Source organism: Bradyrhizobium sp. JR3.5 (assembly GCF_054057015.1).
In genome coordinates, this window is sequence record NZ_JBSRYV010000002.1 from 1,197,703 (window position 1) to 1,218,507 (window position 20,805).

At 65.4% G+C, this 20,805-nt stretch carries 14 protein-coding genes and 4 pseudogenes; 8 read left to right on the forward strand and 10 right to left on the reverse strand.

Translation table 11 applies throughout. From position 1 onward, the window contains the following. Positions 1–66: 66 nt before the first annotated feature. A complete protein-coding gene (locus tag ACVWW1_RS22510) occupies positions 67–1,140 on the reverse strand; it encodes a hypothetical protein (RefSeq protein WP_456657473.1) in 1,074 nt (357 codons plus the stop codon). A 204-nt stretch (positions 1,141–1,344) separates the two neighbouring features. On the opposite strand from ACVWW1_RS22510, the gene ACVWW1_RS22515 reads away from it, so the two are divergent. The 5 genes and pseudogenes from ACVWW1_RS22515 (at position 1,345) to ACVWW1_RS22535 (ending at position 4,413) form a co-directional block, all read left to right on the forward strand. Continuing rightward, positions 1,345–1,719, forward strand: a complete 375-nt coding sequence (locus ACVWW1_RS22515; protein WP_456657474.1) for a Crp/Fnr family transcriptional regulator — start codon at positions 1,345–1,347, stop codon at positions 1,717–1,719. Between the two features lie 144 nt (positions 1,720–1,863). Continuing rightward, positions 1,864–2,256: pseudogene (locus ACVWW1_RS22520) on the forward strand (MBL fold metallo-hydrolase); the annotation flags it as partial. A 13-nt stretch (positions 2,257–2,269) separates the two neighbouring features. Further along, positions 2,270–2,527 carry a hypothetical protein gene (locus ACVWW1_RS22525; protein WP_456660844.1) on the forward strand — a complete coding sequence of 86 codons (258 nt, stop codon included), beginning with the start codon at positions 2,270–2,272 and terminating at the stop codon, positions 2,525–2,527. A 123-nt stretch (positions 2,528–2,650) separates the two neighbouring features. Next, on the forward strand, positions 2,651–3,724 hold the full coding sequence (locus ACVWW1_RS22530) for an MFS transporter (protein WP_456657475.1): 1,074 nt from the start codon (positions 2,651–2,653) through the stop codon (positions 3,722–3,724). 74 nt (positions 3,725–3,798) lie between these two features. Further along, a complete protein-coding gene (locus ACVWW1_RS22535) occupies positions 3,799–4,413 on the forward strand; it encodes a glutathione S-transferase family protein (protein WP_456657476.1) in 615 nt (204 codons plus the stop codon). Between the two features lie 205 nt (positions 4,414–4,618). Here the strand turns inward: ACVWW1_RS22535 and ACVWW1_RS22540 are convergent. From ACVWW1_RS22540 to ACVWW1_RS22550, 3 genes and pseudogenes are all read right to left on the reverse strand, one after another. Then, positions 4,619–5,117: pseudogene (locus tag ACVWW1_RS22540) on the reverse strand (TPM domain-containing protein). A 4-nt stretch (positions 5,118–5,121) separates the two neighbouring features. Then, the gene (locus ACVWW1_RS22545; RefSeq protein ID WP_456657477.1) at positions 5,122–6,006 is read right to left on the reverse strand and encodes a TPM domain-containing protein; all 885 of its coding nucleotides are present in this window, start codon (positions 6,004–6,006) and stop codon (positions 5,122–5,124) included. 22 nt (positions 6,007–6,028) lie between these two features. Continuing rightward, positions 6,029–6,643 (reverse strand): LemA family protein, encoded by a 615-nt coding sequence (locus tag ACVWW1_RS22550; RefSeq protein ID WP_173638325.1) that lies wholly within the window; start codon positions 6,641–6,643, stop codon positions 6,029–6,031. Positions 6,644–6,802: 159 nt separating this feature from the next. Here ACVWW1_RS22550 and ACVWW1_RS22555 point away from each other — a divergent pair, with 159 nt between their 5' ends. Genes ACVWW1_RS22555 through ACVWW1_RS22565 form a run of 3 tightly spaced genes read left to right on the forward strand, consistent with a single transcriptional unit; the run spans position 6,803 to position 10,022 of the window. After that, positions 6,803–7,660: an enoyl-CoA hydratase gene (locus ACVWW1_RS22555; protein WP_456657478.1), complete on the forward strand. Its 858-nt coding sequence runs from the start codon at positions 6,803–6,805 to the stop codon at positions 7,658–7,660. A 5-nt stretch (positions 7,661–7,665) separates the two neighbouring features. Further along, the gene (locus ACVWW1_RS22560; protein WP_456657479.1) at positions 7,666–8,811 is read left to right on the forward strand and encodes an acyl-CoA dehydrogenase family protein; all 1,146 of its coding nucleotides are present in this window, start codon (positions 7,666–7,668) and stop codon (positions 8,809–8,811) included. Between the two features lie 14 nt (positions 8,812–8,825). After that, positions 8,826–10,022: an acyl-CoA dehydrogenase family protein gene (locus tag ACVWW1_RS22565; RefSeq protein ID WP_456657480.1), complete on the forward strand. Its 1,197-nt coding sequence runs from the start codon at positions 8,826–8,828 to the stop codon at positions 10,020–10,022. 243 nt (positions 10,023–10,265) lie between these two features. On the opposite strand, the pseudogene ACVWW1_RS22570 reads toward ACVWW1_RS22565, so the two are convergent. The 6 genes and pseudogenes from ACVWW1_RS22570 to ACVWW1_RS22595 form a co-directional block, all read right to left on the reverse strand. Further along, positions 10,266–12,592: pseudogene (locus ACVWW1_RS22570) on the reverse strand (xanthine dehydrogenase family protein molybdopterin-binding subunit). Positions 12,593–12,703: 111 nt separating this feature from the next. Then, positions 12,704–13,546 carry a dihydrodipicolinate synthase family protein gene (locus tag ACVWW1_RS22575; protein WP_456660653.1) on the reverse strand — a complete coding sequence of 281 codons (843 nt, stop codon included), beginning with the start codon at positions 13,544–13,546 and terminating at the stop codon, positions 12,704–12,706. After that, positions 13,456–14,529, reverse strand: coding sequence for an NAD-dependent epimerase/dehydratase family protein (locus ACVWW1_RS22580; protein WP_456657481.1), 1,074 nt, complete (start codon positions 14,527–14,529; stop codon positions 13,456–13,458). Before ACVWW1_RS22580 ends, ACVWW1_RS22575 begins: the two co-directional genes overlap by 91 nt. Positions 14,530–14,549: 20 nt before the next feature. Beyond that, positions 14,550–16,190 (reverse strand): phosphoglucomutase (alpha-D-glucose-1,6-bisphosphate-dependent), encoded by a 1,641-nt coding sequence (gene pgm, locus ACVWW1_RS22585; RefSeq protein WP_456657482.1) that lies wholly within the window; start codon positions 16,188–16,190, stop codon positions 14,550–14,552. A gap of 138 nt (positions 16,191–16,328) precedes the next feature. After that, positions 16,329–17,982: pseudogene (locus ACVWW1_RS22590) on the reverse strand (acetolactate synthase large subunit). 78 nt (positions 17,983–18,060) lie between these two features. After that, positions 18,061–20,727 (reverse strand): M1 family metallopeptidase, encoded by a 2,667-nt coding sequence (locus ACVWW1_RS22595; protein WP_456657483.1) that lies wholly within the window; start codon positions 20,725–20,727, stop codon positions 18,061–18,063. Between the last annotated feature and the right edge of the window lie 78 nt (positions 20,728–20,805).

Below are 20,805 nucleotides of genomic sequence, written 5' to 3' on the forward strand. Positions count from 1 at the left end.
CCCTATTCAAGAAAAAAGGCGCTTCACATCGCGGTGAAGCGCCTTGCGGTTGTCGTGTTTGGCCGATCAGCGGGAGACGATCAGGCCCTTGCTGGTGACGACGACCCAACGGCCGTCCTGCTTGCGGATCGCGTCGACGCGGCCGAGACCCGGGACGGGATCACCGGCATAAACCTCGTAGATGCCGCCGCGGCCCTCGATCAGCGCGCCGCCATTGCCGACATCGCGCAGCGCCCAGCCGTCGACCACCGGCATGCGGCCGACCTCGGGCCTGGGGGCCGCCGGTGCTGCCGCGGCAGCCGCCGGGGTGACCGAGCCCGTGACCTCGCGGGCGGGCGTCGCAGCGGCGACGGTCGTCTGCGGGGCGCGGAGCTTGTCGACGGTCTCGCTGAGCTTGTTGAGCTTGGCCAGCGGCTCGGCCTGGGCCTTCTCGACCTTCTCGATCCGGTCGCTGGCCTTGCTGAACTGGGCCTGGCCGGCCTTGGCGGTCTGCTCCACGCTGGCCTTCAGCGCGGCGATTTCGGATTCGATCCGGGCAAAGGAGGCATCGGCCGCTTCCTTGGCAACGGCGTCCTTTGCAGCGTCCTTGGCAGCCACATCCCTGACGGAGGCAGCGGCGGGGGCGGCGAGATGGCCAAGCCCGGCGGTCGCGAGCGCGCCACCGATGGCTCCTGCCACGGTCGCCAGCGCTATCACAGCGGCCATCGCCCCGAACCGGCGCGTGCCTGCCGGCTTGCCTGCTGCCTTGGCCGTCCTTGCCTGCTCGGCGCCCGGCTTGGAGGCGGTCGCTTCGTGGTCCCAGGTCCGGTCACCGGGCGCCATGATCATCAGCTTGCCCGGGAAACGCGGCTCTTCACGCTCGCCGGTCTCGACCTTGGGCACGTCCATGTTGATCGGCTCGATCTTCGCGTCGATCTTGGCCTCGATGATGGGATCGAGCCGGGACGGCTCGACCTTAGGGGATTCGGCCTTCGGCGCGTCCATCCTGGGCGCGTCGGCCCTTGGCGACGTCTCTTCCTGCTCGGGCGCAAGCCTGGGAGCCTCGACACCGGCCGCGGCCATCACGGGCTCGCTCTTCGCCGCCGTCTCGGCGCCGGCTTGACTGCTGACCGGCTCGCTCTGCTGCTCACTCACGTTCAAAGTCTCCAGACTAGGTTGACAATTCGGTAACTTTTATTGCTTGCGAAATGGTTACCCCGCTCCGCCATTACCTAAATTTTAGGGAGTTTTCCGGGCCGGATTTGGGCGATGTTGCCATGCGGCAATCTGCGTCAGCTCCGTTTGCGCGCGGCGTTTTCCCGATTAACATACCTCCGTCTTCCAGCCAGAAGGCAGGAGAGCACCATGACGATCGAGAAGTGCATCAATGAATTTGATGTTGATGACGTCATTTTTGAGGAAGGCTCGACCGGCCGCGAGCTGTTTGTCGTGCTCGACGGCACCGTCGACATCGCCAAGATCGATGGCGGACACAAGACGGTCATCGTCAGCCTCGGCAAGGGCGAGTTCTTCGGCGAGATGGCCGTGATCGACGGCTCGGCGCGCTCCGCAACCGCGATCGCCTCCGCGCCCGCGACGCGGGTGATGCGAATCAACCACGCCCGGTTCGTCTATCTGGTCAGCCAGCAGCCGGCGTTCGCGCTGATGGTGATGGATGCGCTCTCGAAACGCCTGCGCGCGTCCAACGCCGTCACTTACCGAGCGGCGGCCGCCCCATGAGCGAGCGCAAACCGAGCCCATTCAAGACGCTGTTCGAGGGCCGACGTCGCAACGCTGATCCACGCGGCCGACGACGTCTACCAGATCCGCTTCAAGAACCGTGCGGCGAACGCCTATCTCGTGCGCGGCAGCAAGCGGACCATCATGATCGACGTCGGGCTGTCGACCAACTATCCGTCGCTGGTCGCCTGCCTGAACCATCTCGGCATCACGCCCGAGATGATCGACATGGTGGTGCTGAGCCACGAGCATCTCGATCATATCGGCGCGGCCTATCATTTCCACGGCAGCGCCTACATCGCCGCGCACCGGCTCGCCGCCAACAAGATCATGCTGCGCGACGACTTCTCGATGCTGCGCAAGATGTTCAACGAACCGAACGTGCCGATCGACATCGACATCTGGCTCGAGGAAGGCAATCTGATCGACCTCGGCAATTTCCGCCTCAACGTGATGTACACGCCGGGCCATACCTCGGCCTGCATCTCGCTGTTCGATCAGGACAAGGGGTTATTGTTCGCCGCCGACACGCTGATGCGCCGGCGGCGTGATGGGTGGCGTGTTCGGCTCCGGCTCGATCGCCGATTACATCCAGTCGCTGGAGCGGCTGAAGGGCCTCAATTCGAAGATCCTGCTGTCGGGGCATGGCCGGCTGTCCGACACGCCGCAGGACGACGTGCGGATCGCGCTGCAACGCTCGCATGCCCTGCTCGAGGACACCGCGCAATTGTTCGACGCGCTCGATGCACGCTCGAATTTCGAGCCGATCATGCAGTCGGTGCGCGACCTCAACAAGCTCGACGATTGACGCCCGGACCAGCCAAGGGGCTCGTTGTGGCCCGCCGTGACTTTGCATTAGGATCGGCCCGCAACGATAGAAATCATGGGCTCCGCGATGCAAGCCGTTGCCGACAGCGGGGAGACGAAACGAATGCAGGCTGACACGATGGCGCAGATGCGCCGCCGGGTGGTGATCTCCTCCACGATCGGCAATGCGCTGGAATGGTTCGACTTCACCGTTTTTGGCCTGTTTGCCGGCATCCTGAGCAAACTGTTCTTTCCGGCGGACAATCCGCATTCCTCGCTGCTGCTGACCTTCGCGACATTCGGGATCGCCTTTGCAGCCCGGCCGTTGGGTGGCCTGGTGTTCGGGCTCTATTCCGACAAGCACGGCCGCAAGAAGGCGCTGGTCGTGATGATATCGCTGATGGCTGTCGGCACCGGCCTGCTCGGCCTGCTGCCGACCTATGGCGCGATCGGAATCGCGGCACCGCTGTTGCTGCTGGTCGAGCGGCTGATCCAGGGCTTTTCCGCCGGCGGCGAGTTCGGCAGCGCCAGCGCGATGCTGATCGAGTTCGCGCCGCCCGGCCGGCGCGGCTTCTACGGCTCGTTCCAGATGGTGTCGCAATCGCTGGCGTTCGGCCTCGGTGCCGCGATGGCGATCGGTCTCAATCTCGGCCTGTCGCCCGACGCCTTCGCGAGCTGGGGTTGGCGCGTGCCGTTCATCCTCGGCATTCTGATCGGGCCGACCGGATGGTATCTGCGCCGCAGGTGCGACGAGTCGCCCGAATTCCAGGCGTATCTCGCCGAGAAGGCCGCGACGGCGCGGCCGAGCAGGCAGACCACGCTCGGCCAGTTGTTCTCCGAACATCCGCGTGAGTTGATTGCCTCGTTCTGCCTGATCGCGGCCGGTACGGCGATCAACTATGTCAATGCGATCTTTCTGCCGACCTACGCGGTCGCCGAGCTGAAGCTGCCGATCCTGAATGCACAGCTGGGCCTGCTCGTCGTCAGCGTCATCAACGCGGCGGTGGCGGTGGCCTGCGGCGCCCTCTCCGACCACGGCAGTAGGTCTCGTGGGTCTGGCGGTCTATCGCGGGCGGCCGTCCGTGCCGGAAATCGCGCCTCAACCGGCGCAATGACGTCCGTCGGCAGACGACAAGCAGACCATGCGGTCGGTACGCGACCGGTACGACGACTGACGCGTGCGCGACCGCACATGTGACGCTTCATTTGACAAATCCGCGCATGGCCTGTTCAACAACGGCAACAACAACGTTGAAGAACAGGGAGCGAACCATGAAGCTTTACGACTCGATCGGACCCAATCCGCGCATCGTGCGCATGTTCATGGCGGAGAAGGGCATCGAGATCCCCAAGGAGACCGTCGACCTGCGCAAGGGCGAGAACCGCGAGGAAGCGCATCTGAAGCGCAATCCGCACGGCCAGATGCCGGCGCTCGAGCTTGACTGCGGCAACTATCTGTCGGAGATCACGGCGATCTGCGAGTATCTCGAGGAGAAGCACCCCTCGCCCGCCATGATCGGCACGACGCCGGAAGAGCGCGCGGAGTGCCGGATGTGGACGCGCCGCGTCGATCTCAACATCGCCGAGCCGCTCGCCAATGGCTACCGCTTCGGCGAGGCGCTGAAGTTCTTCGAGAAGCGCATTCCGGTCGCGCCCGAGGCCTCGCCCGGGCTGAAGATGATCGCCGCCAACCGCATCAAATGGCTTGATAACCAGATGGCCGACGGCCGCGACTACATCTGCGGCAAGCGCTTCACCCTCGCCGACATGCTGCTTTATTGCTGGCTCGATTTCGGTAACCAGGTCGGCCAGCCGCTGGACCAGTCGAACGGCAACATCGTGGCCTGGTTCAATCGCGTCGGCGCGCGGCCTTCGGTGAAGGCGTAGGGGTCTTCTTATTCTTATCCTCCCCTGGAGGGGGAGGATCGGTTTGCATGAAGCGCAGCGCAATGCGAACCGAGGTGGGGTGATCTCTCCACTCCGGCAGCGTTCACGCGGAGAGACCTTCACCCCACCTCGCCGCTCATTGCATTCGCGTCGATCCTCCCCCTCCAGGGGAGGATGAAGAGCACCGGACCAAATCGTTGGTCGCTCAAATCACCACGGGCTTGTCCGGCAGCTCGTTCGGGCCGCCCTCGGCGTGCGGAAAAAACTTCGCCAGCTCCCGCGACACCGCCTCGATCCCCTTGATCACGCCCTGCTCGAACCGGCCGGCCCGAAAGTCCGTTTCCATTCGCGCGGCAGATCGCTTCCCAGCCGGCGTGGCCGACCTTGGCGTCGATGCCACGATCGGCGACGATCTCGACGTCGCGGTCGGCGAGCAAGAGATAAATCAGGACACCGTTGTTGTGATGAGTGTCCCAGATCCGCAGATGCGCGAACACGTCGAGCGCCCGCTCCCGCGCCGGCTGGTCGCGGAACAGCGGCACGCCGTCGAGCGCGCCCTCGACGACGAAGCGGATCTGGCCGGAATGGGTTGCCTCCCCCGCCTTGATCGCCTTCTCGATCGCGTCGAGCACGCGCGGCGGAAACTCCCGCCGCACACGCCAGCGATGCTCGAGCAGATGCTTGCCGATGCGCTTGATGCCCATATGCCTACCAGCTCCCCGAGGCGCCGCCGCCGCCAAAGCTGCCGCCTCCGCCGCTGAAGCCGCCGCTGCTGCCCGAACTCGAGCCGCTGCTCCAGCCGCCGCCACCGGACCAGCCCCCGCCGCGCCGGTATGGTCCCGAGCCGGCCGCCGGACCGCCAAAATTCAATCCACCGAAGATCAGCGCCGCAATCGCAGCGAACAGCCCGACCACCAGGGCGGTGGCGAGCGAGCCGGCCACCATCCAGGTGAAGACGCCGACGATGCCGCCGGTCGCCGCGGAGCCCAGCAGCCGCCCCAGCATCGCGCGCAGCACGCTCGCCGCGATGATGACGACAAAGATCGTCACCGGATTGGCGAGATCGACGAGATTGGGGCCCTGCCAATGCTCGGGCTCCGGCGCCGGCAGCTGCTCGCCATTGATCAGGCGGATCATGCGGTCGACGCCGGCCGAAATGCCGCCGGCGAAATCGCCGGCCTTGAATTTCGGCGTGATGTCCTCGTCGATGATGCGGTGGGTGACGACGTCGCTCAGCACGCCTTCGAGGCCGTAGCCGACCTCGATGCGCAAATGCCGGTCGTTCTTGGCGACCACCAGCAGCGCGCCGTCATCGACCTTCTTGCGCCCGATCTTCCAGGCCGCAGCAACGCGAATCGAGAACTGCTCGATCGTTTCCTCAGCCGTAGTCGGCACGATCAGGACCGCGATCTGGCTGCCCTTGCGGGTCTCCAGATCCTTCAGCCTGTCGTTCAGCGACGCAACGTCACTCGCCGACAGCGTCCCGGTCTGATCGACGATGCGGCCGGTAAGCTGAGGCACCGCGACCTCGGCCCACGCCGGGCACACGAAGCCCAGCAGGAAGGCCAGCAGGAAGACGCGTGCGGCTGTCATCGCGTTGCTGGGCACGCCGGCGCTATTTCGACGGCGCGGGCGACGGCGCCGGATTGAAATCGACCTTCGGCGCGGTCGAAATCTCCTTCTCGTTGTCGACCGTGAAGTTGGGCTTCTCCTTGTAGCCGAACGCCATCGCAGTCAGATTGTTCGGGAAGGTCCGGATGCCGACGTTATAGTCCTGCACCGCCTTGATGTAGCGGTTGCGTGCCACGGTGATGCGGTTCTCGGTGCCCTCGAGCTGCGCCATCAGGTCGCGGAACAGTGCATCCGATTTCAGCTGCGGGTAGTTCTCCGTCACGACCAGGAGCCGCGACAGCGCGCTGGTGAGTTCACCCTGCGCCTGCGTGAACTTCTGGAACGCGGCCGGATCGTTGAGCACTTCGGGCGTCGCCTGGATGCTGCCGACCTTGGCGCGCGCGTTGGTGACGCCGAGCAGCACGTCCTTCTCCTGCTGCGCAAAGCCCTTCACCGAATTGACGAGGTTCGGCACCAGATCGGCGCGCCGCTGGTATTGGTTCACCACCTCCGACCAGCTCGACTTGACCGTCTCGTCATTGGTCTGGATCGCGTTGTAGCCGCAGTTGGTCAGGCTCAATGTCGCCAGCGCTGCCAGCACGGTCCAAAGCTTGCGCATGAAGTTGTTCCTCCCGGTGGATTCTCAATCAGAGTAACAGATTTTCGCCCGACAATCCCGCGTGGCGGGATTCGCGGCCGGTTTTGCCGATGATGCCCCTTGCCTATCCCTCCCCTGCGCCGTTCATCATGCCAAGAAAATCGATCCTGGGAGGATCCATTGGCGTCTGAACAATTCGAGACGATTGTTGTCGAGCGGCCGGATCCTGCGATTGCGCGGATCGTGATGAACCGCCCCGAGGCCCGCAACGCCCAGAACCTGCAGATGACCTACGACCTCAATGCCGCCTTCGACCAGGCGGTGCAGGACGACGCGGTCAAGGTCATCATCCTTGCCGGCAACGGCCCGCATTTCTCGGCCGGTCACGATCTCAGGCCGGGGGCCAAGAATCAGGCGGGCGTCGATTTCCCGCCAGTCGGAAATTGGGGCGGCTTTGCCGAACCCAATGCACACGGCCGCTTCGCGCGCGAGCAGGAGATCTACCTGCAGATCACAAGGCGCTGGCGCAATCTCGCCAAGCCCACGATCGCCGAGGTGCATGGCAAGTGCATCGCCGGCGGGCTGATGCTGGCCTGGGCCTGCGATCTGATCGTCGCGAGCAGTGACGCCGAGTTCTGCGATCCCGTGGTGACGATGGGCGTTTGCGGCGTCGAGTGGTTCGTGCATCCCTGGGAGCTCGGCCCACGCAAGGCCAAGGAGATGCTGTTCACCGCCGACGTCTGGAGCGCCGACGAGGCGCATCGCCTCGGCATGGTCAATCACGTGGTGCCGCGCGGCGACCTCTCCTCCTTTACGCTGGCGCTGGCGCGGCGGATCGCAGCAAAACCCGCGTTCGCGTTGAAGCTGTCCAAAGAGGCGGTGAACCGCTCGATCGACATCATGGGGCAGCCCGCGGCGATCGATCAGGCCTTCGCGCTGCATCAGCTCTGCCACGCCCACAATCTGCAGGAATTCGGAATGGTGGTGGACCCCGCAGGTCTGCATCCCTCCGTCAAGAAAAACGCCAACGTGAAGTAGACCAGATGGACCTGACCCTCAGCGACGAGCAGCGCCTGCTGCGCGAAAGTGCCGACCGCTTCGTGGCGGAAACCTTCACATCCGACCAGCGCAAGAGGGTGGCGAACGATCCGCTGGGCTATTCGCCCGCGATCTGGAAACAGTTCGCCGAGCTCGGCTGGCTGGCGCTGCCGATCGCCGAAGCCCATGGCGGCCTCGGCGGCGGCGCAATCGAGATCGGGCTCTTGATGGAGGCATTCGGCCGCGGACTGGTGTCCGAGCCGTTCCTCTCCACCGTCGTGATTGGCGCTGCGCTGGTCGCCGAATGCGGCACCGAGGCGCAACGGCAAGCGATCCTGCCCAAGGTCGCCGAGGGCGCGCTCACGCTCGCCTTCGCGCATTCGGAGCGCGCCGCGCGGTTCGATCTCGGCCATGTCGACACGACGGCGACCCGGACCGCCGACGGCTGGCGGCTGAACGGCCACAAGATCGCGGTGCTGGATGGCGCTGCCGCCGGCGAGATCATCGTCTCCGCCCGCGTCGCCAACGCCAACGGCGCATCCGGCAAGCTTTGCCTGCTCCTGGTGCCGGCTGGTGCGCCCGGCCTTGCCCTGCGCGACTACGCGCGGCTCGGTGGCGGGCGCGGCTGCAACCTCGATCTCAGGGATCTGCAACTGCCTGCCGACGCGCTGCTCGGCGACGGCCAGGATGCGCTGCCCGCGATCGAGACCGTGGTCGACCGCGCGATGGCCGCACTCGGCGCCGAGGCGGTCGGCATCATGCAGACACTGCTCGACACCACGCTCGAATACACCAAGATTCGAAAACAGTTCGGGCGGCCGCTGTCGGCCAACCAGGTGATCCGCCACCGCCTCGCCGACGTCGCGATGCAGGTCGACGAAGCGCGGTCAATGGCGCTGCGCGCTGCGCTGATGGCCAATGCCGAGCCTGTGGCCCGCGGCCGCGCGGCGTCCGGCGCCAAGGCGAAGATCGGCAAATGCGCGCGCTTCGTCGCCGAGCAGGCAGTCCAGTTGCACGGCGCCATGGGCGTCACCGAGGAGCTCGACATCGGCGCCTATTTCAAGCGGCTGCTCGCCTTCGACACGTTGTTCGGCGGCAGCGCCCATCATTATCGCCGCCACGCCGCCCTGAGCGGCCGCGCCCACGCGTAAACGGAGAGCGCACCATGGATCTCACCTTCAGTGCCGAGGAACGCGCCTTCGAAAAGGAAGTCCGCGACTTCATTGCCGAGAGCCTGACGCCGGAAATGAAGCGCGCCACGGCGCTGACGCCGTCGGTGTTCTCCGACCCCGACATCGGCATGGCCTGGCAGCGCGCGCTGCACAAGAAGGGCTGGGGCGCGCCGGGCTGGCCGGTGGACCATGGCGGGCCGGACTGGACGCCGGCGCAGCGCTGGATCTTCGAGGCCGAATGCGCGCGGGCCGGCGTGCCGAATGTCAACGTGATGGGCGTGAAGATGGTCGGCCCCGTCATCATCGGCTTCGGCTCGCCCGAGCAGAAGAACTTTTACCTGCCGCGAATCCTCTCGGGTGAAGACTACTGGTGCCAGGGTTATTCCGAGCCGGGTTCGGGCTCCGATCTTTCGTCGCTGAAGACCCGCGCGGTGCGCGATGGCGACGACTACATCATCAACGGCACCAAGATCTGGACCACGCATGCGCATCACGCCAACCGCATGTTCGCACTCGTGCGCACCAATGAGGGCGAGCGGCAGCAGGACGGCATCAGCTTCATCCTGATCGACATGAAGACGCCGGGCATCACCACGCGCCCGATCCTGACCATCGGCGGCGACCACGAGGTCAACCAGGTGTTCTTCGACGACGTCCGCGTGCCCGTCGCCAACCGGGTCGGCGAGGAAGGCAAGGGCTGGACCTACGGCAAATACCTGCTCGAATTCGAGCGCGGCTCCGGCATCGCCTCCGCCAAGCTGCGCGAGGCGCTGAAGACGATCTCCGATCTCGCCGATTCCGAGGTGACCGGCCGCGCCATCGAAGATCCTGACATCGCGATACGGATGTCGGAAGTCGAGGTCGATATCGATGCGCTCGAGATGACCGAGCTCAGGGTGTTGTCTGCGCTGCAGACCGGGCAGAATCCCGGCGCGGTGTCGTCGCTGATCAAGCTGCGGGTCAGCGAGATCCGCCAGGCGGTGACGCGGCTCGGCGTCGACGTGATCGGCCAGGACGGTCTTGCCGTCGAGCCGGCGCGGCCGTTCTACCGGCTCAACCATGAGCCGGCGATCCCGGAAGAGCTGTTGCCGGTGGTGCCGGAATATCTCAACGGGCGGGCCTACACGATCTTCGGCGGATCGTCCGAGATCCAGCGCGACATCATCGCGAAGATGGTGCTGGGGCTGTAGCGCACCCCGACGCGCTCGCCTTCCCGTCACCCTCCCCTGGAGAGAGGTGACGGTGAAGGAACTCCTCGCCAAGTGCGCCGCCAAAATATCGAAAACAACCCCATGCAAAGGAGCTGGCGGCTGCCGGCGTTCGACCAGGCAACTTGACACGTCGGGCAAATCGGGGATACATTTCCAATATTCCGAAATCGTGCAAGCAACGTCTTGGACGCCCCCTCGCCCGAGAGTGGCGACGCTGGCGGGCTACGCCCCCGCCTTGGCGTCCTGGATCGCCTGCCAGATCTTCACCGGCGTCAGCGGCGTGTTCAGCTGGGTGATGCCGAGCTCGCTCAGCGCATCCATCACGCCGTTGGTGATGCAGGGCGGGCCGCCGATCGCACCCGACTCGCCGCAGCCCTTGGCGCCCAGCGGATTGGTCTTGCAGGGCGCGGAGGGATCGAGCGTCACTGACATCGGCGGAATGTCCGAGGCGCGCGGGATGCAATAGTCCTGATAGCTTGCGGTCAGAAGCTGGCCTTCCTCGCTGTACGCCACACCTTCGTACAGTGCCTGGCCGATGCCCTGGACAACACCGCCATGCACCTGCCCCGTCACCAGCATCGGATTGACCGCGACGCCGACGTCGTCGACCGTGGTGTAGCGCACTACCCGCGTGACGCCGGTCTCGGGATCGATCTCGACCTCGCAGATATGGGTGCCGTTCGGCCAGCTCGGGCCGTCGACATTGCCCTCGCTCTCGACCGAGAGCTTGGCGCCACTTTCCTTCTTCGCGATCTCGAACAGGCTGATGCGCCTGTCGGTGCCGACCACGGTGAGGAAGCCGTCGCGATACTCGATGTCGCCAACGGAGGCTTCGAGCAGGTGGGAGGCCTTGTCGCGCGCCTTGTTGATCATGTCGTTGGTGGAGACCGCTACCGCGGTGCCGCCGACGAACAGCGAACGCGAGCCGACGCTGCCGAAGCCGGTGGCGAGATCGGTGTCGCCCTGGACGACGTCGATCTTGTCCATGGCAATGCCGAGCGTATCGGCGATCATCTGGGTGTAGGTGGTGGCGAGGCCCTGCCCCATCGCCATGGTGCCGGAATGCAGGATGACGCGGCCTTCGGCGGTCGCATGCAGCGAGACGTTTTCGGTGTGGGCGCGGCCGCCGGTCCATTCGATGTAGCTGGTCAGGCCACGGCCGTAGAGCAGGCCCTTCTTCTTCGCCGCCTTCTTGCGCGCGGCAAAGCCGTTTCCAGTCGGCCAAGTCAGACGCGCGCTCCAGCATGTGGGCGAAGGCGCCGGAGTCATACACCTGCCCGACCGCGTTGGTGTAGGGCAGCTGCGCCGGCTTGATGTAATTGACCTTGCGGATGGTGCGCGGGTCCATGCCGATCTGGCGTGCGGCGGCATCGAACAGCCGCTCGACGATGAACACCGCCTCGGGCCTGCCGGCGCCGCGATAGGCGCCGACCGGCGCGGTGTTGGTCATCACCGACTTCACCTCGAAATGCACCAGCGGCAGATCGTAGACGCCGGTCTGCACGAACGGGCCGAGCACCAGCGGAATGATGTTGGCGGTGCCCGACGAGTACGCTCCGGTGCCGCCGATCGAGCGCACGCGGTAAGCCAGCACGCGGCCCTTGGCGTCGAGCGCGAACTCGCCGGTCGACGTGAGGTCGCGGCCATGGGTGCCGCCGACGAACTCGTCGGTGCGGTCGCCGCGCCAGCGGATCTTCTCATTCAGCTTGGTCGCTGCATAGGCGACGATGCCGTCTTCGGGATAGAGGCTGGTCTTCTGGCCGAAGCCGCCGCCGATATCGCCGACCAGCACGCGCACGCTGTCCTTCGGCCGCTTCAGGATCGATTCCGCCAGGAGATCGCGGGTCGAACCCGGGGTCTGCGACTGCACATGGAGAATCAGCCGGCCGGTCTTCTTCTCGATCTCGGCAATGGTCGAGCGCGGCTCCATCGCCGACGGCACCAGGCGCTGGCTGACCAGGTCGAGCGACACCTTGTGCGCGGCGTTGGCGAAGGCTTCCTCGACCTTGGCGGCGTCGCCATAGCTCATCGCAGCCACGATGTTGTCGGGCGCCTCCGGCCAGACCGCCGGCGCGCCCGGCTTGATCGCCTCGACCGGATCGACCACCGAAGGCAGCACCTCGTAATCGACCTCGATTGCTTCGGCCGCGGTCTGCGCCAGCACGCGCGAGGTCGCGACCACAGCCGCGACACCCTCGCCCGCGTAGCGCACCCACCTCATGCGCCAGCAGCCGCCGCGGCGGCACGGTCATCGGCGAGCCGTCGGGGCGCTTGAAGATCGCGAGCGTCGGCAGCGTGCCGATATCGTCCTTCACGAGGTCAGCGCCGGTATAGACGGCCTTGACGCCGGGCATCGCCAGCGCGGCCTTGGCGTCGATCGACTTGATGTTGGCATGGGCATGCGGCGAGCGCAGCACGTGCAGCCAGAGCGCGCCGTCCTGTGGCTTGTCGTCGATGAAATGCCCCTTCCCGGTGAGCAGCCGCTGGTCTTCCAGACGCTTGACCGGCTGGCCCACACCAAAACGCATATTGCCGGGAAGAATGTTCATCGGAGGGTCCTTGATTTCAGAAATTTCGGCGGGTTTTAGCGGATTTTCGGCGCGAGACAACACGCCCAAGAAAGACGACGCAATGCGCCTTATGCAACGCGCAAGCCAGGTTCAGTTGAGATCGCGCAACGCGTCCTCGACCACCTTGCGCTGCTCGGCCGTGAGCGGCTCCTGCGGCGGCACGGGGTCGCCGACGTCGTAGCCCTGGATCGCGAGCCCGGCCTTGATGCAGGCCGCGAGGTTGAAGCGGGCGAACGCCTCGTTGATGCGCCAGAGCTTGCGCTGCAGGGCCATCGCCTCGTCCCAGCGGGCGCGGCGGCAGAGATTGTAGAGCTCGACGCTCTGGCGCGGGATGATGCAGGCCGGGCCGGCCATCCAGCCATGGCCGCCGATCAGCATCACTGCGGCCGGAATATGGGCGGAAGCCGAGAACACTTTCAGGCTGTCGCCGCAGCGGTTCATGATCGACAGCAGCCGGCCGGTGTTGGTCGAAGCGTCCTTGATGTAGCCGATCCGTGGATGCGCGGCGAGCCGCGCGATGACGTCGAGCGTGAGGTCGGAGCGCTGGAAATTCGGATTGGTGTAGATCACGACCGGAATGTCGACGGCGTCGGCGATGGCGCGGAAATAGGATTCCACCTGGGCGTCACTGAGCGGAAAATACGCCTCCATGATCGCCAGAATGCCGGCAGCACCCCGCTTCTGATAGGCCTTGGCCTGCGCCACCGCATCCGCCGTCGAGGTCGAGGCGACGCCGGCCACCACGGGCACGCGGCCCTGCGCAGCCTCGATCGTGGTCGCCACCACCTGCATGCGCTGCGCATTGTTGAGATAGGCGAATTCGCCGGTCGAGCCGAGCGGCGTCAGCCCGTGGACGCCGGCCTTGACCAGATCGTCGCAGAGCCGGCCCAGCACCTCGGTGCGGACATGGCCGGCGGGATCGACCGGGGACACCAGATACGGAAAGACGCCGTGAAAATCAGCCATTTGCGAGCCTCGTTGACGGCGAGACATAATCGGGATCGTGCGCAAAGGGAAGCGGCTCGCCGCTGCGCAGGGCGCCGAGCACCGCTGCAAAGTCGGTGACCGCGCGGAAACCGAGCAGGCGTTCGGCCTTGCTCGCGTCGTAGATCCGGCCGATCGAATGCGGCAAATGCCAGCCCGCGGCGCGCGAACAGCGCCGGTGCATCGGGGAAAATGCGCGCGATCACGCCGGCCGCGTCGGTCTTCAGATCAGCGACGTCGCTGCGCGCAAACGGCGTCGGCGCGCTGATCACGAAGACCTCGAAGCCACGGATCTTCTCCAGCGCCACGACATGGGCGTCGGCGGCATCCTCGACCGTGAGACGGCGATACAGCAGCTCGGTCGCCTTCAGGTTCTCGCCATGGATGTCGCGGATGGTGTCGTCGTCCTCGGGGAAGAAACGGCTGGTGCGCAGCACCGCGCAGTTCAGCCCATGCTCGCGGCTGTACAGCCGGCACAACCCCTCGGCGGCGAGTTTTGTAACGCCGTAGATGTTGCGCGGCTCGAGTGGCCCCGAGCTCTCGTCGAGCCACACCGCCGAGTGACCTTCATCGTCGCGGATCGCCTGCGAGATCATCAGCGATGTCGTCGAGGTGAAGACGAAACGGTCGTGGCCGGCGGCGGCCGCCGCCTGCAGCAGATTGAGCGTGCCTGACACGTTGACGTCGACAAAGGCCTGCGGCGAGAACCGCGCGATGTCAGGCTTGTGCAGCGCGCCGCCATGGATCACAGCCTCGATGCCGTGATCGCCGAACACCCGATCGACCACCGATCGGTCGGCCACGGAGCCGATCACATTGGTCGCCTCGCCCGCAACGACGTCGAGGCCAGTCACGTCATGGCCGGCCTGTCGAAGCCGCGGCGCGAGGAAGCGGCCGAGCCAGCCGGAGGAGCCGGTCAACAATACGCGCATGAATTCCGCCGGCCCCTGCCTCAGAACACCTTGGCGATCGCGGCCTGCGCGTCGCCCTGGATCTGTTTCAGATGATCCGGCCCGCGGAAGCTCTCGGCGTAGATCTTGTAGACATCCTCGGTGCCGGAAGGACGCGCGGCAAACCAGCCGGCCTCGCTCTCGACCTTGATGCCGCCGAACGGCTGATCGTTGCCCGGCGCCTTGGTCCTGACCGCGCGCACGGGATCGCCGGCGAGCTCGGTCATGTTGAGCTGCTCGGGCCCGAGCGCCTTCAGCGCGCTCTTCTGCTTCGGCGTCGCCGCAACATCGATCCGCTCGTAATAGGGAACACCCAATTCGGCCGTCAGCTCGTTGAACAATTCACTGGGATCACGACCGGTCCTGGCGATGATCTCCGCCGCCAGCAGGCCGAGGATGATGCCGTCCTTGTCCGTGGTCCACGCCGAGCCGTCGCGCTTCAGGAACGACGCGCCGGCGCTTTCCTCACCGGCGAAGCCGAAGGTGCCGCTGCCGAGCCCTTCGACGAACCATTTGAAGCCGACCGGTGTCTCGACCAGCTTGCGACCGAGCTTCTTCGCTACGCGATCGATGATCGAGCTCGACACGATGGTCTTGCCGATCGCGGCGTCCTTGCTCCATTGCGGCCGGTGCGCGAACAGATAGGCGATCGCGGTGGCGAGGAAGTGGTTCGGGTTCATCAGCCCGTTCGAGCGGGTCACGATGCCGTGGCGGTCGGCATCGGTATCGTTGGCAAAGGCGACGTCGAACCGGTCGCGCATCCCGATCAGGCTCGCCATCGCGTAAGGCGACGAGCAGTCCATCCGGATCTTGCCGTCCCAGTCCGCGGTCATGAAGCGGAAGGTCGGATCGACCGCATTGTTGACCACGGTGGCGTTGATGCCGTAGCGCGCGATGATCGGCTGCCAGTAATGCACCGCCGCGCCGCCGAGCGGATCGATGCCGATCTTGACGCCGGCGGTCTTGATCAGCGCCAGATCGACAGTGTTGCCGAGATCGGCAACGTAGGGCGTGATGTAGTCGTGCAGATGCGTGGTCGCGGCCTTGCGCGCGCGATCAAACGGCATTCGCGCGACGCCCTTGAGGCCGGCCTCGATATAGCGGTTGGCGTTCTTCTCGACCACGGCGGTGACGTCGGTGTCGGCCGGGCCGCCATGCGGCGGATTGTATTTGTAGCCGCCATCCTCCGGCGGATTGTGTGACGGCGTGATGACGACGCCGTCGGCAAGCCCCGTGCTGCGGCCCTTGTTGTAGCTCAGGATGGCGTGCGAGATCACCGGCGTCGGAGTGTAGCCACCCTGCGCGTCGATCATGATCTCGACGCCGTTGGCCGCGAACACTTCCACCGCGCTGGCCAGCGCCGGCTCGGCGAGCGCATGGGTATCGATACCGATGAACAGCGGCCCGGTGAGGCCCTTCTCACGCCGGTAGTCGCAGATCGCCTGGGTAGTGGCGAGGATATGGTCCTCGTTGAAGGAATTCTTCAGCGAGGAGCCGCGATGGCCCGAGGTGCCGAAGGCAACCCGTTGGGTGGGATCGCTGGCGTCGGGCTTGCCGGCAAAATAGGCCGTGACCAGCCGCGGCACATTGGCAAGCGCGGCGGGATCGATGGGTTTGCCGGCGGCAGGATTTGGTGCAGTCACGTGACCTCTCAGATCTGGTATCGCCGACCATCAGCACAACGAGTGATACTCATTGCGTAACATCCTGGCGTGCTACCATGGCGGCTTACGTTCAATCAAGCCGAGAGCATTTCGTTCCGTGCCGTCAGCGGCAATCCGCTATTCGACGTCGATCTGCTGCACCTTCTCGCGCAGTTCGTCGACCAGCACCCGCTTGTTCTCGGTATAGTCGATCGGCACCACCACGAGATGCACGCCGCCGCCGGAGAAGGCCCGCTCGAGGGTCGGGACGATCGCCTCCGTACTCTCGATCCGCGAACCCTTGGCGCCATAGCTTTCCGCATATTTGACGAAATCCGGATTGCCGAAGGTCAGTCCGAAATCCGGGAAGTTGTCGACCGCCTGCTTCCAGCGGATCATGCCGTAGGCAGAATCCTCCAGGATCAGGATCACCAGATTGAGCTTGAGTCGGACCGCGGTCTCCATCTCCTGCGAGTTCATCATGAAGCCGCCGTCGCCGCAGACCGCGAGCACGCGGTTCTTCGGATACAGCATCGCCGCCATCATCGCCGACGGCAGGGCCGGCGCCCATGGTGGCGAGTGCGTTGTCCAGCAGCAGCGAGTTCGCGAGCAGCGTGCGGTAGTTGCGCGCGAACCAGATCTTGTACATGCCGTTGTCGAGCGCGACGATGCCGTCCTCGGGAATGACCTGCCGCACATCGTGCACGATGCGCTGCGGCGTCGGCGGCCAACGGCCTTCGGTGGCGCGATCGGTGATCCTCGCCAGGATGCCCTCGCGCAGGCTGAGCAGCGCGCTGGCAGACGGCAGCTTTCCCGCGACCCGGTCGGCCAGCAGTTCGAGGCTCGGCCCGACGTCGCCGATCACCTCGCATTGCGGGAAGTAGACCTGCTCGACATTCGTTGCCGTGTAGCTGACATGGATCACCTGCGGCCCCTTCGGCCCCATGATGAACGGCGGCTTCTCGATCGTGTCGTGACCGATCGCGATGATCAGGTCGGCGCGGTCGATCGCCTCATGCACATAGTCGCGCTCGCTCAGCGCGGCCGTCCCCATATATTGATTCGTGCCGCCGGATACCGTGCCCTTGCCCATCTGGGTGGTGAAGAACGGAATCTTGGTGCGCCGCACGAAGTCGCCGATCCCCGCGGTACTACGCGGCCGTGATGCCGCAGCACCGAGCATGATCAGCGGACGCTGCGCCTTCAAAATCATGTCGGCGGCGCGGTCGAGGGCGGCCGCATGCGCGATCGGAATTTCGATCGGATGAGGCGGCACGATCTCGACCGGGGCGATCTCCTCGCGTGCGATATCCTCCGGCAGTTCGAGCAGCACCGGCCCCGGCCGCTCCTGCGTCGCGATCCGGAAGGCATCACGGACCAGCGTCGGAATGGTCGCGCCACTGACGATCTGCAGCGACAGCTTGGTCAGCGGACGAAAGGTGTTGACGATGTCGACGATCTGGAACTTGGCCTGCCGGCTGCTCAAGATGCCCTTCTGCCCCGTCAACATCACCATCGGCATCGCGCCGAGCAGCGCATAAGCCGCCCCCGTGGTGAGGTTGAGCGCGCCGGGGCCGAGCGTTGTCATACAGACACCGGGCTTTCCGGTCAGCCGGCCATAGGTCGCCGCCATGAACGCCGCCGCCTGCTCGTGGCGGGTCACGATCAGCTTGATCGAGGATTTGCGCAGGCTCTCGACGACGTCGAGATTCTCCTCGCCGGGAACGCCGAACACCCGTTCCACGCCCTCATTCTCGAGGGCCGCGACCAGCAAATCGGAACCTTTGACCATGTCAGCCTCGCATCGTTGATTGCATGCCGCGCATGGAGCATAGCCGCATCGCGCGCCGCCGGAAACTCTCTTGCGATCTCACGGCTTGTGCGCCCTGATCCAGGCGTCGGCGGCGGGGAGCACACGCGCGGCGAGATCGGCCGAGATCGCGATCGCCTGCAAGGAGCGCGCCACCATCACCCGCCCGCCGCTGGTGGACTGTGACGGGGCGAACGCGGCCAGCTCTGCCGCGTGGGCTTGATCGGTAAAATTGGTCATGAAGTTCGGCACGAACTGGTCGCGGAAGCTCGGCCCCTGCTTGACCAGCAACGTATCGAAATTCGCTTGGACGAAGTCCCAGGCAAGCTGCGGCTGTTCGCCTGCGGATGCAACCGCGTTGATCATCCCGGTGACGATCGTGTCGGGCAATTCGTTGGTCAGCGTCAACGCCAGCGTCGCGCGCGCCAGCTCCGTATCGCGGGCGCTGGCCGCGGCGAAATAATAGCGCAGCCGCTCATTGGTCGCCGTGCTGTTGCGAGCGAGCGCCAACAGTCTGTCATAGGTTGCCCGATCGGCCGTGATACCGGCAACATGGGTGACCGCATCACGCAGCGTGGTCGGCAGTGAATTGGGATCATCGCGGAACGCCGCAAAGCGCCGCTTCGCCTCGGCGACGATTGCCGCGTCGCCGAGATCGCCAAGCGCCGAGATCAGGCTCGCGCGCAGCAGCGCGGTGTCATCGTCGCCCAAGCCTCCGCCATCCCATCCGATCCGGTCGAACACCGGGCGCAGCCTGGCGCGGGCATAGGCCTGAATCACCGGCCGCTCGCTGCGGTCGCGCGACAGCCGGTTGAGCGCAGCAAATGTCGAGATCACCTGATCCCACACCGCGCGATGGTCGCCGGCATCGAGCGCGTCGAGCAGCGCGAGATGGGACGGCGCCTCGGCGCGGCCGGCCTGCACCAACGCCCAGCTGTCGGTGACGACGTTGAGCCGGTCAGCGACCTGCATTTGCGGAAATGCGTTCAGCAATGCCGCACGGTTCTTCGGGCCGTATTCGACCCTGAAGTAACCGACGTCGCCGAGATTGACCTTGATCGCATCGCCGCATGTGCCGGCCGGGATATCGGCACTGCCCTTCAGCAGTATCTCGTCAAAGGGCGTGCCGCGCGCCGGTCCTACCGCAACCGGGACCTGCCAGTTGTGGGCCGGCAGCGGCGGATCGTGGGCCGGCGCGATCACGAAACGGTCCTGCCGCAACGTCAGGCGTTGCGCTGTGCCATCGCAGGTCGTCTCGGCCACCACCAGCGGCACGCCATCCTGCTCGGTGAAGGAGGCGGCGATGCCGGTGATCGGCTTGCCGCCGGACATCTCGAGCGCCTGCCAGAGATCGGCCGTGGTGGAATTGCTGTAGGCATGCGCGGCCATGTATTTGCGGATACCGTCGCGGAACGCCTGCTCGCCGAGATAGGTCTCGAGCATGCGGATCAGCGCCTGGCCCTTGTTGTAGGTGATGGCATCGAACGCCGTGACCGCTTCGCTGTGATCGGCGATCGGCTGCTGCACCGGGTGCGAGGTACGGCGCGCATCGAGCGCCATGGCAAACTGCTTCGCACTGTTGCCGTTCAGCCAGCTCTGCCATTGCGGATAGAACTGCTCCGAGGCCTTGGTCGCCATCCAGCTGGCAAAGCCCTCGTTGAGCCAGAGATTGTCCCACCACGCCATGGTGACGAGATCGCCGAACCACATATGCGCCATCTCGTGCGCGATGATGGCGAAGATGCCGCGCTTGGCGGTCTCCGCATTGGTTGCGGGATCGAACAGCAGCCGGCTCTCGAAGAAGGTGATGCCGCCCCAGTTCTCCATCGCACCGCCGAACCCGCCGGGGACGGCGATCAGGTCGAGCTTCGGCAGCGGATATTTGACGCCGAAATAGTCGTTGTAATAGGCGAGCAGCTTCACTGCGCTGTCGAGCGCGAACCGGCCTTGCCCGCTCTTGCCCTCCGTCGTCACCACGCCGATGGTGACGCCGCCGGCATCCGCCGTGACGCGCTCGAGCTCGCCGACCGTGAGCACGAACAGATAGCTCGACATCTTCGGCGTCGGCGCGAACGTAACCTTCTTGAGATCGCCGGCGACCGGCGCCTCGCCCGCCACGGGCATGTTGCCGACCGCGAGCAGATTGCGCGGGATCACGACACTCAGCGCGAAGCTCGCCTTGAACGACGGCTCGTCCCAGCACGGAAAGATCCGCCTTGCATCGGCCGGCTCGAGCTTGCTGGAGATCAGCCGCTTGATCCCGGTCGGGGTCGGATAATCGACCGAGAACAGCCCAGTACCGAATTTGTTGATCTGCGCCGTGAAGGCGATGCGCAGCCTGTGCTGGCCGACGGCAAGCGGCCTGGCGAAGGTCAGCGTCGCGGTCTGCGCGGTGGCGTCGGTCGTCACCTCCGCGCGTTGCGCACCGTCATCGATCGTGGCCTCGGCAAACGTCGTGTTGATCGCGTTCAGCGTCAGTTGCGCCGTGGCCTCACGCACCTCGATGTCGACGGTCTCCACGCCCGGCAGCGCCAGGCTGGTGATATCAGGCGTCAGCTCGATCGCGTAGCTCAACGGGACAACCGTCTTCGGCAGCTTTCCGGGTGTGCTGTCGAACGAAAATGTCTGCTCTGCCTGCGCCGTAGCGGCCGTCGCCAGCAGCAAGCCGATTGCCGTGGCAAGACGGCGCAGGAGCGCGGATCGGACATGGGTCGCAGGCTTGTTCATCGCGCAGCTCACCGGGATCTCGGGATTTTTGGATGTCATTGCGGAAGGACGTAGCAGGCAATCTAGTAGAGAACATGT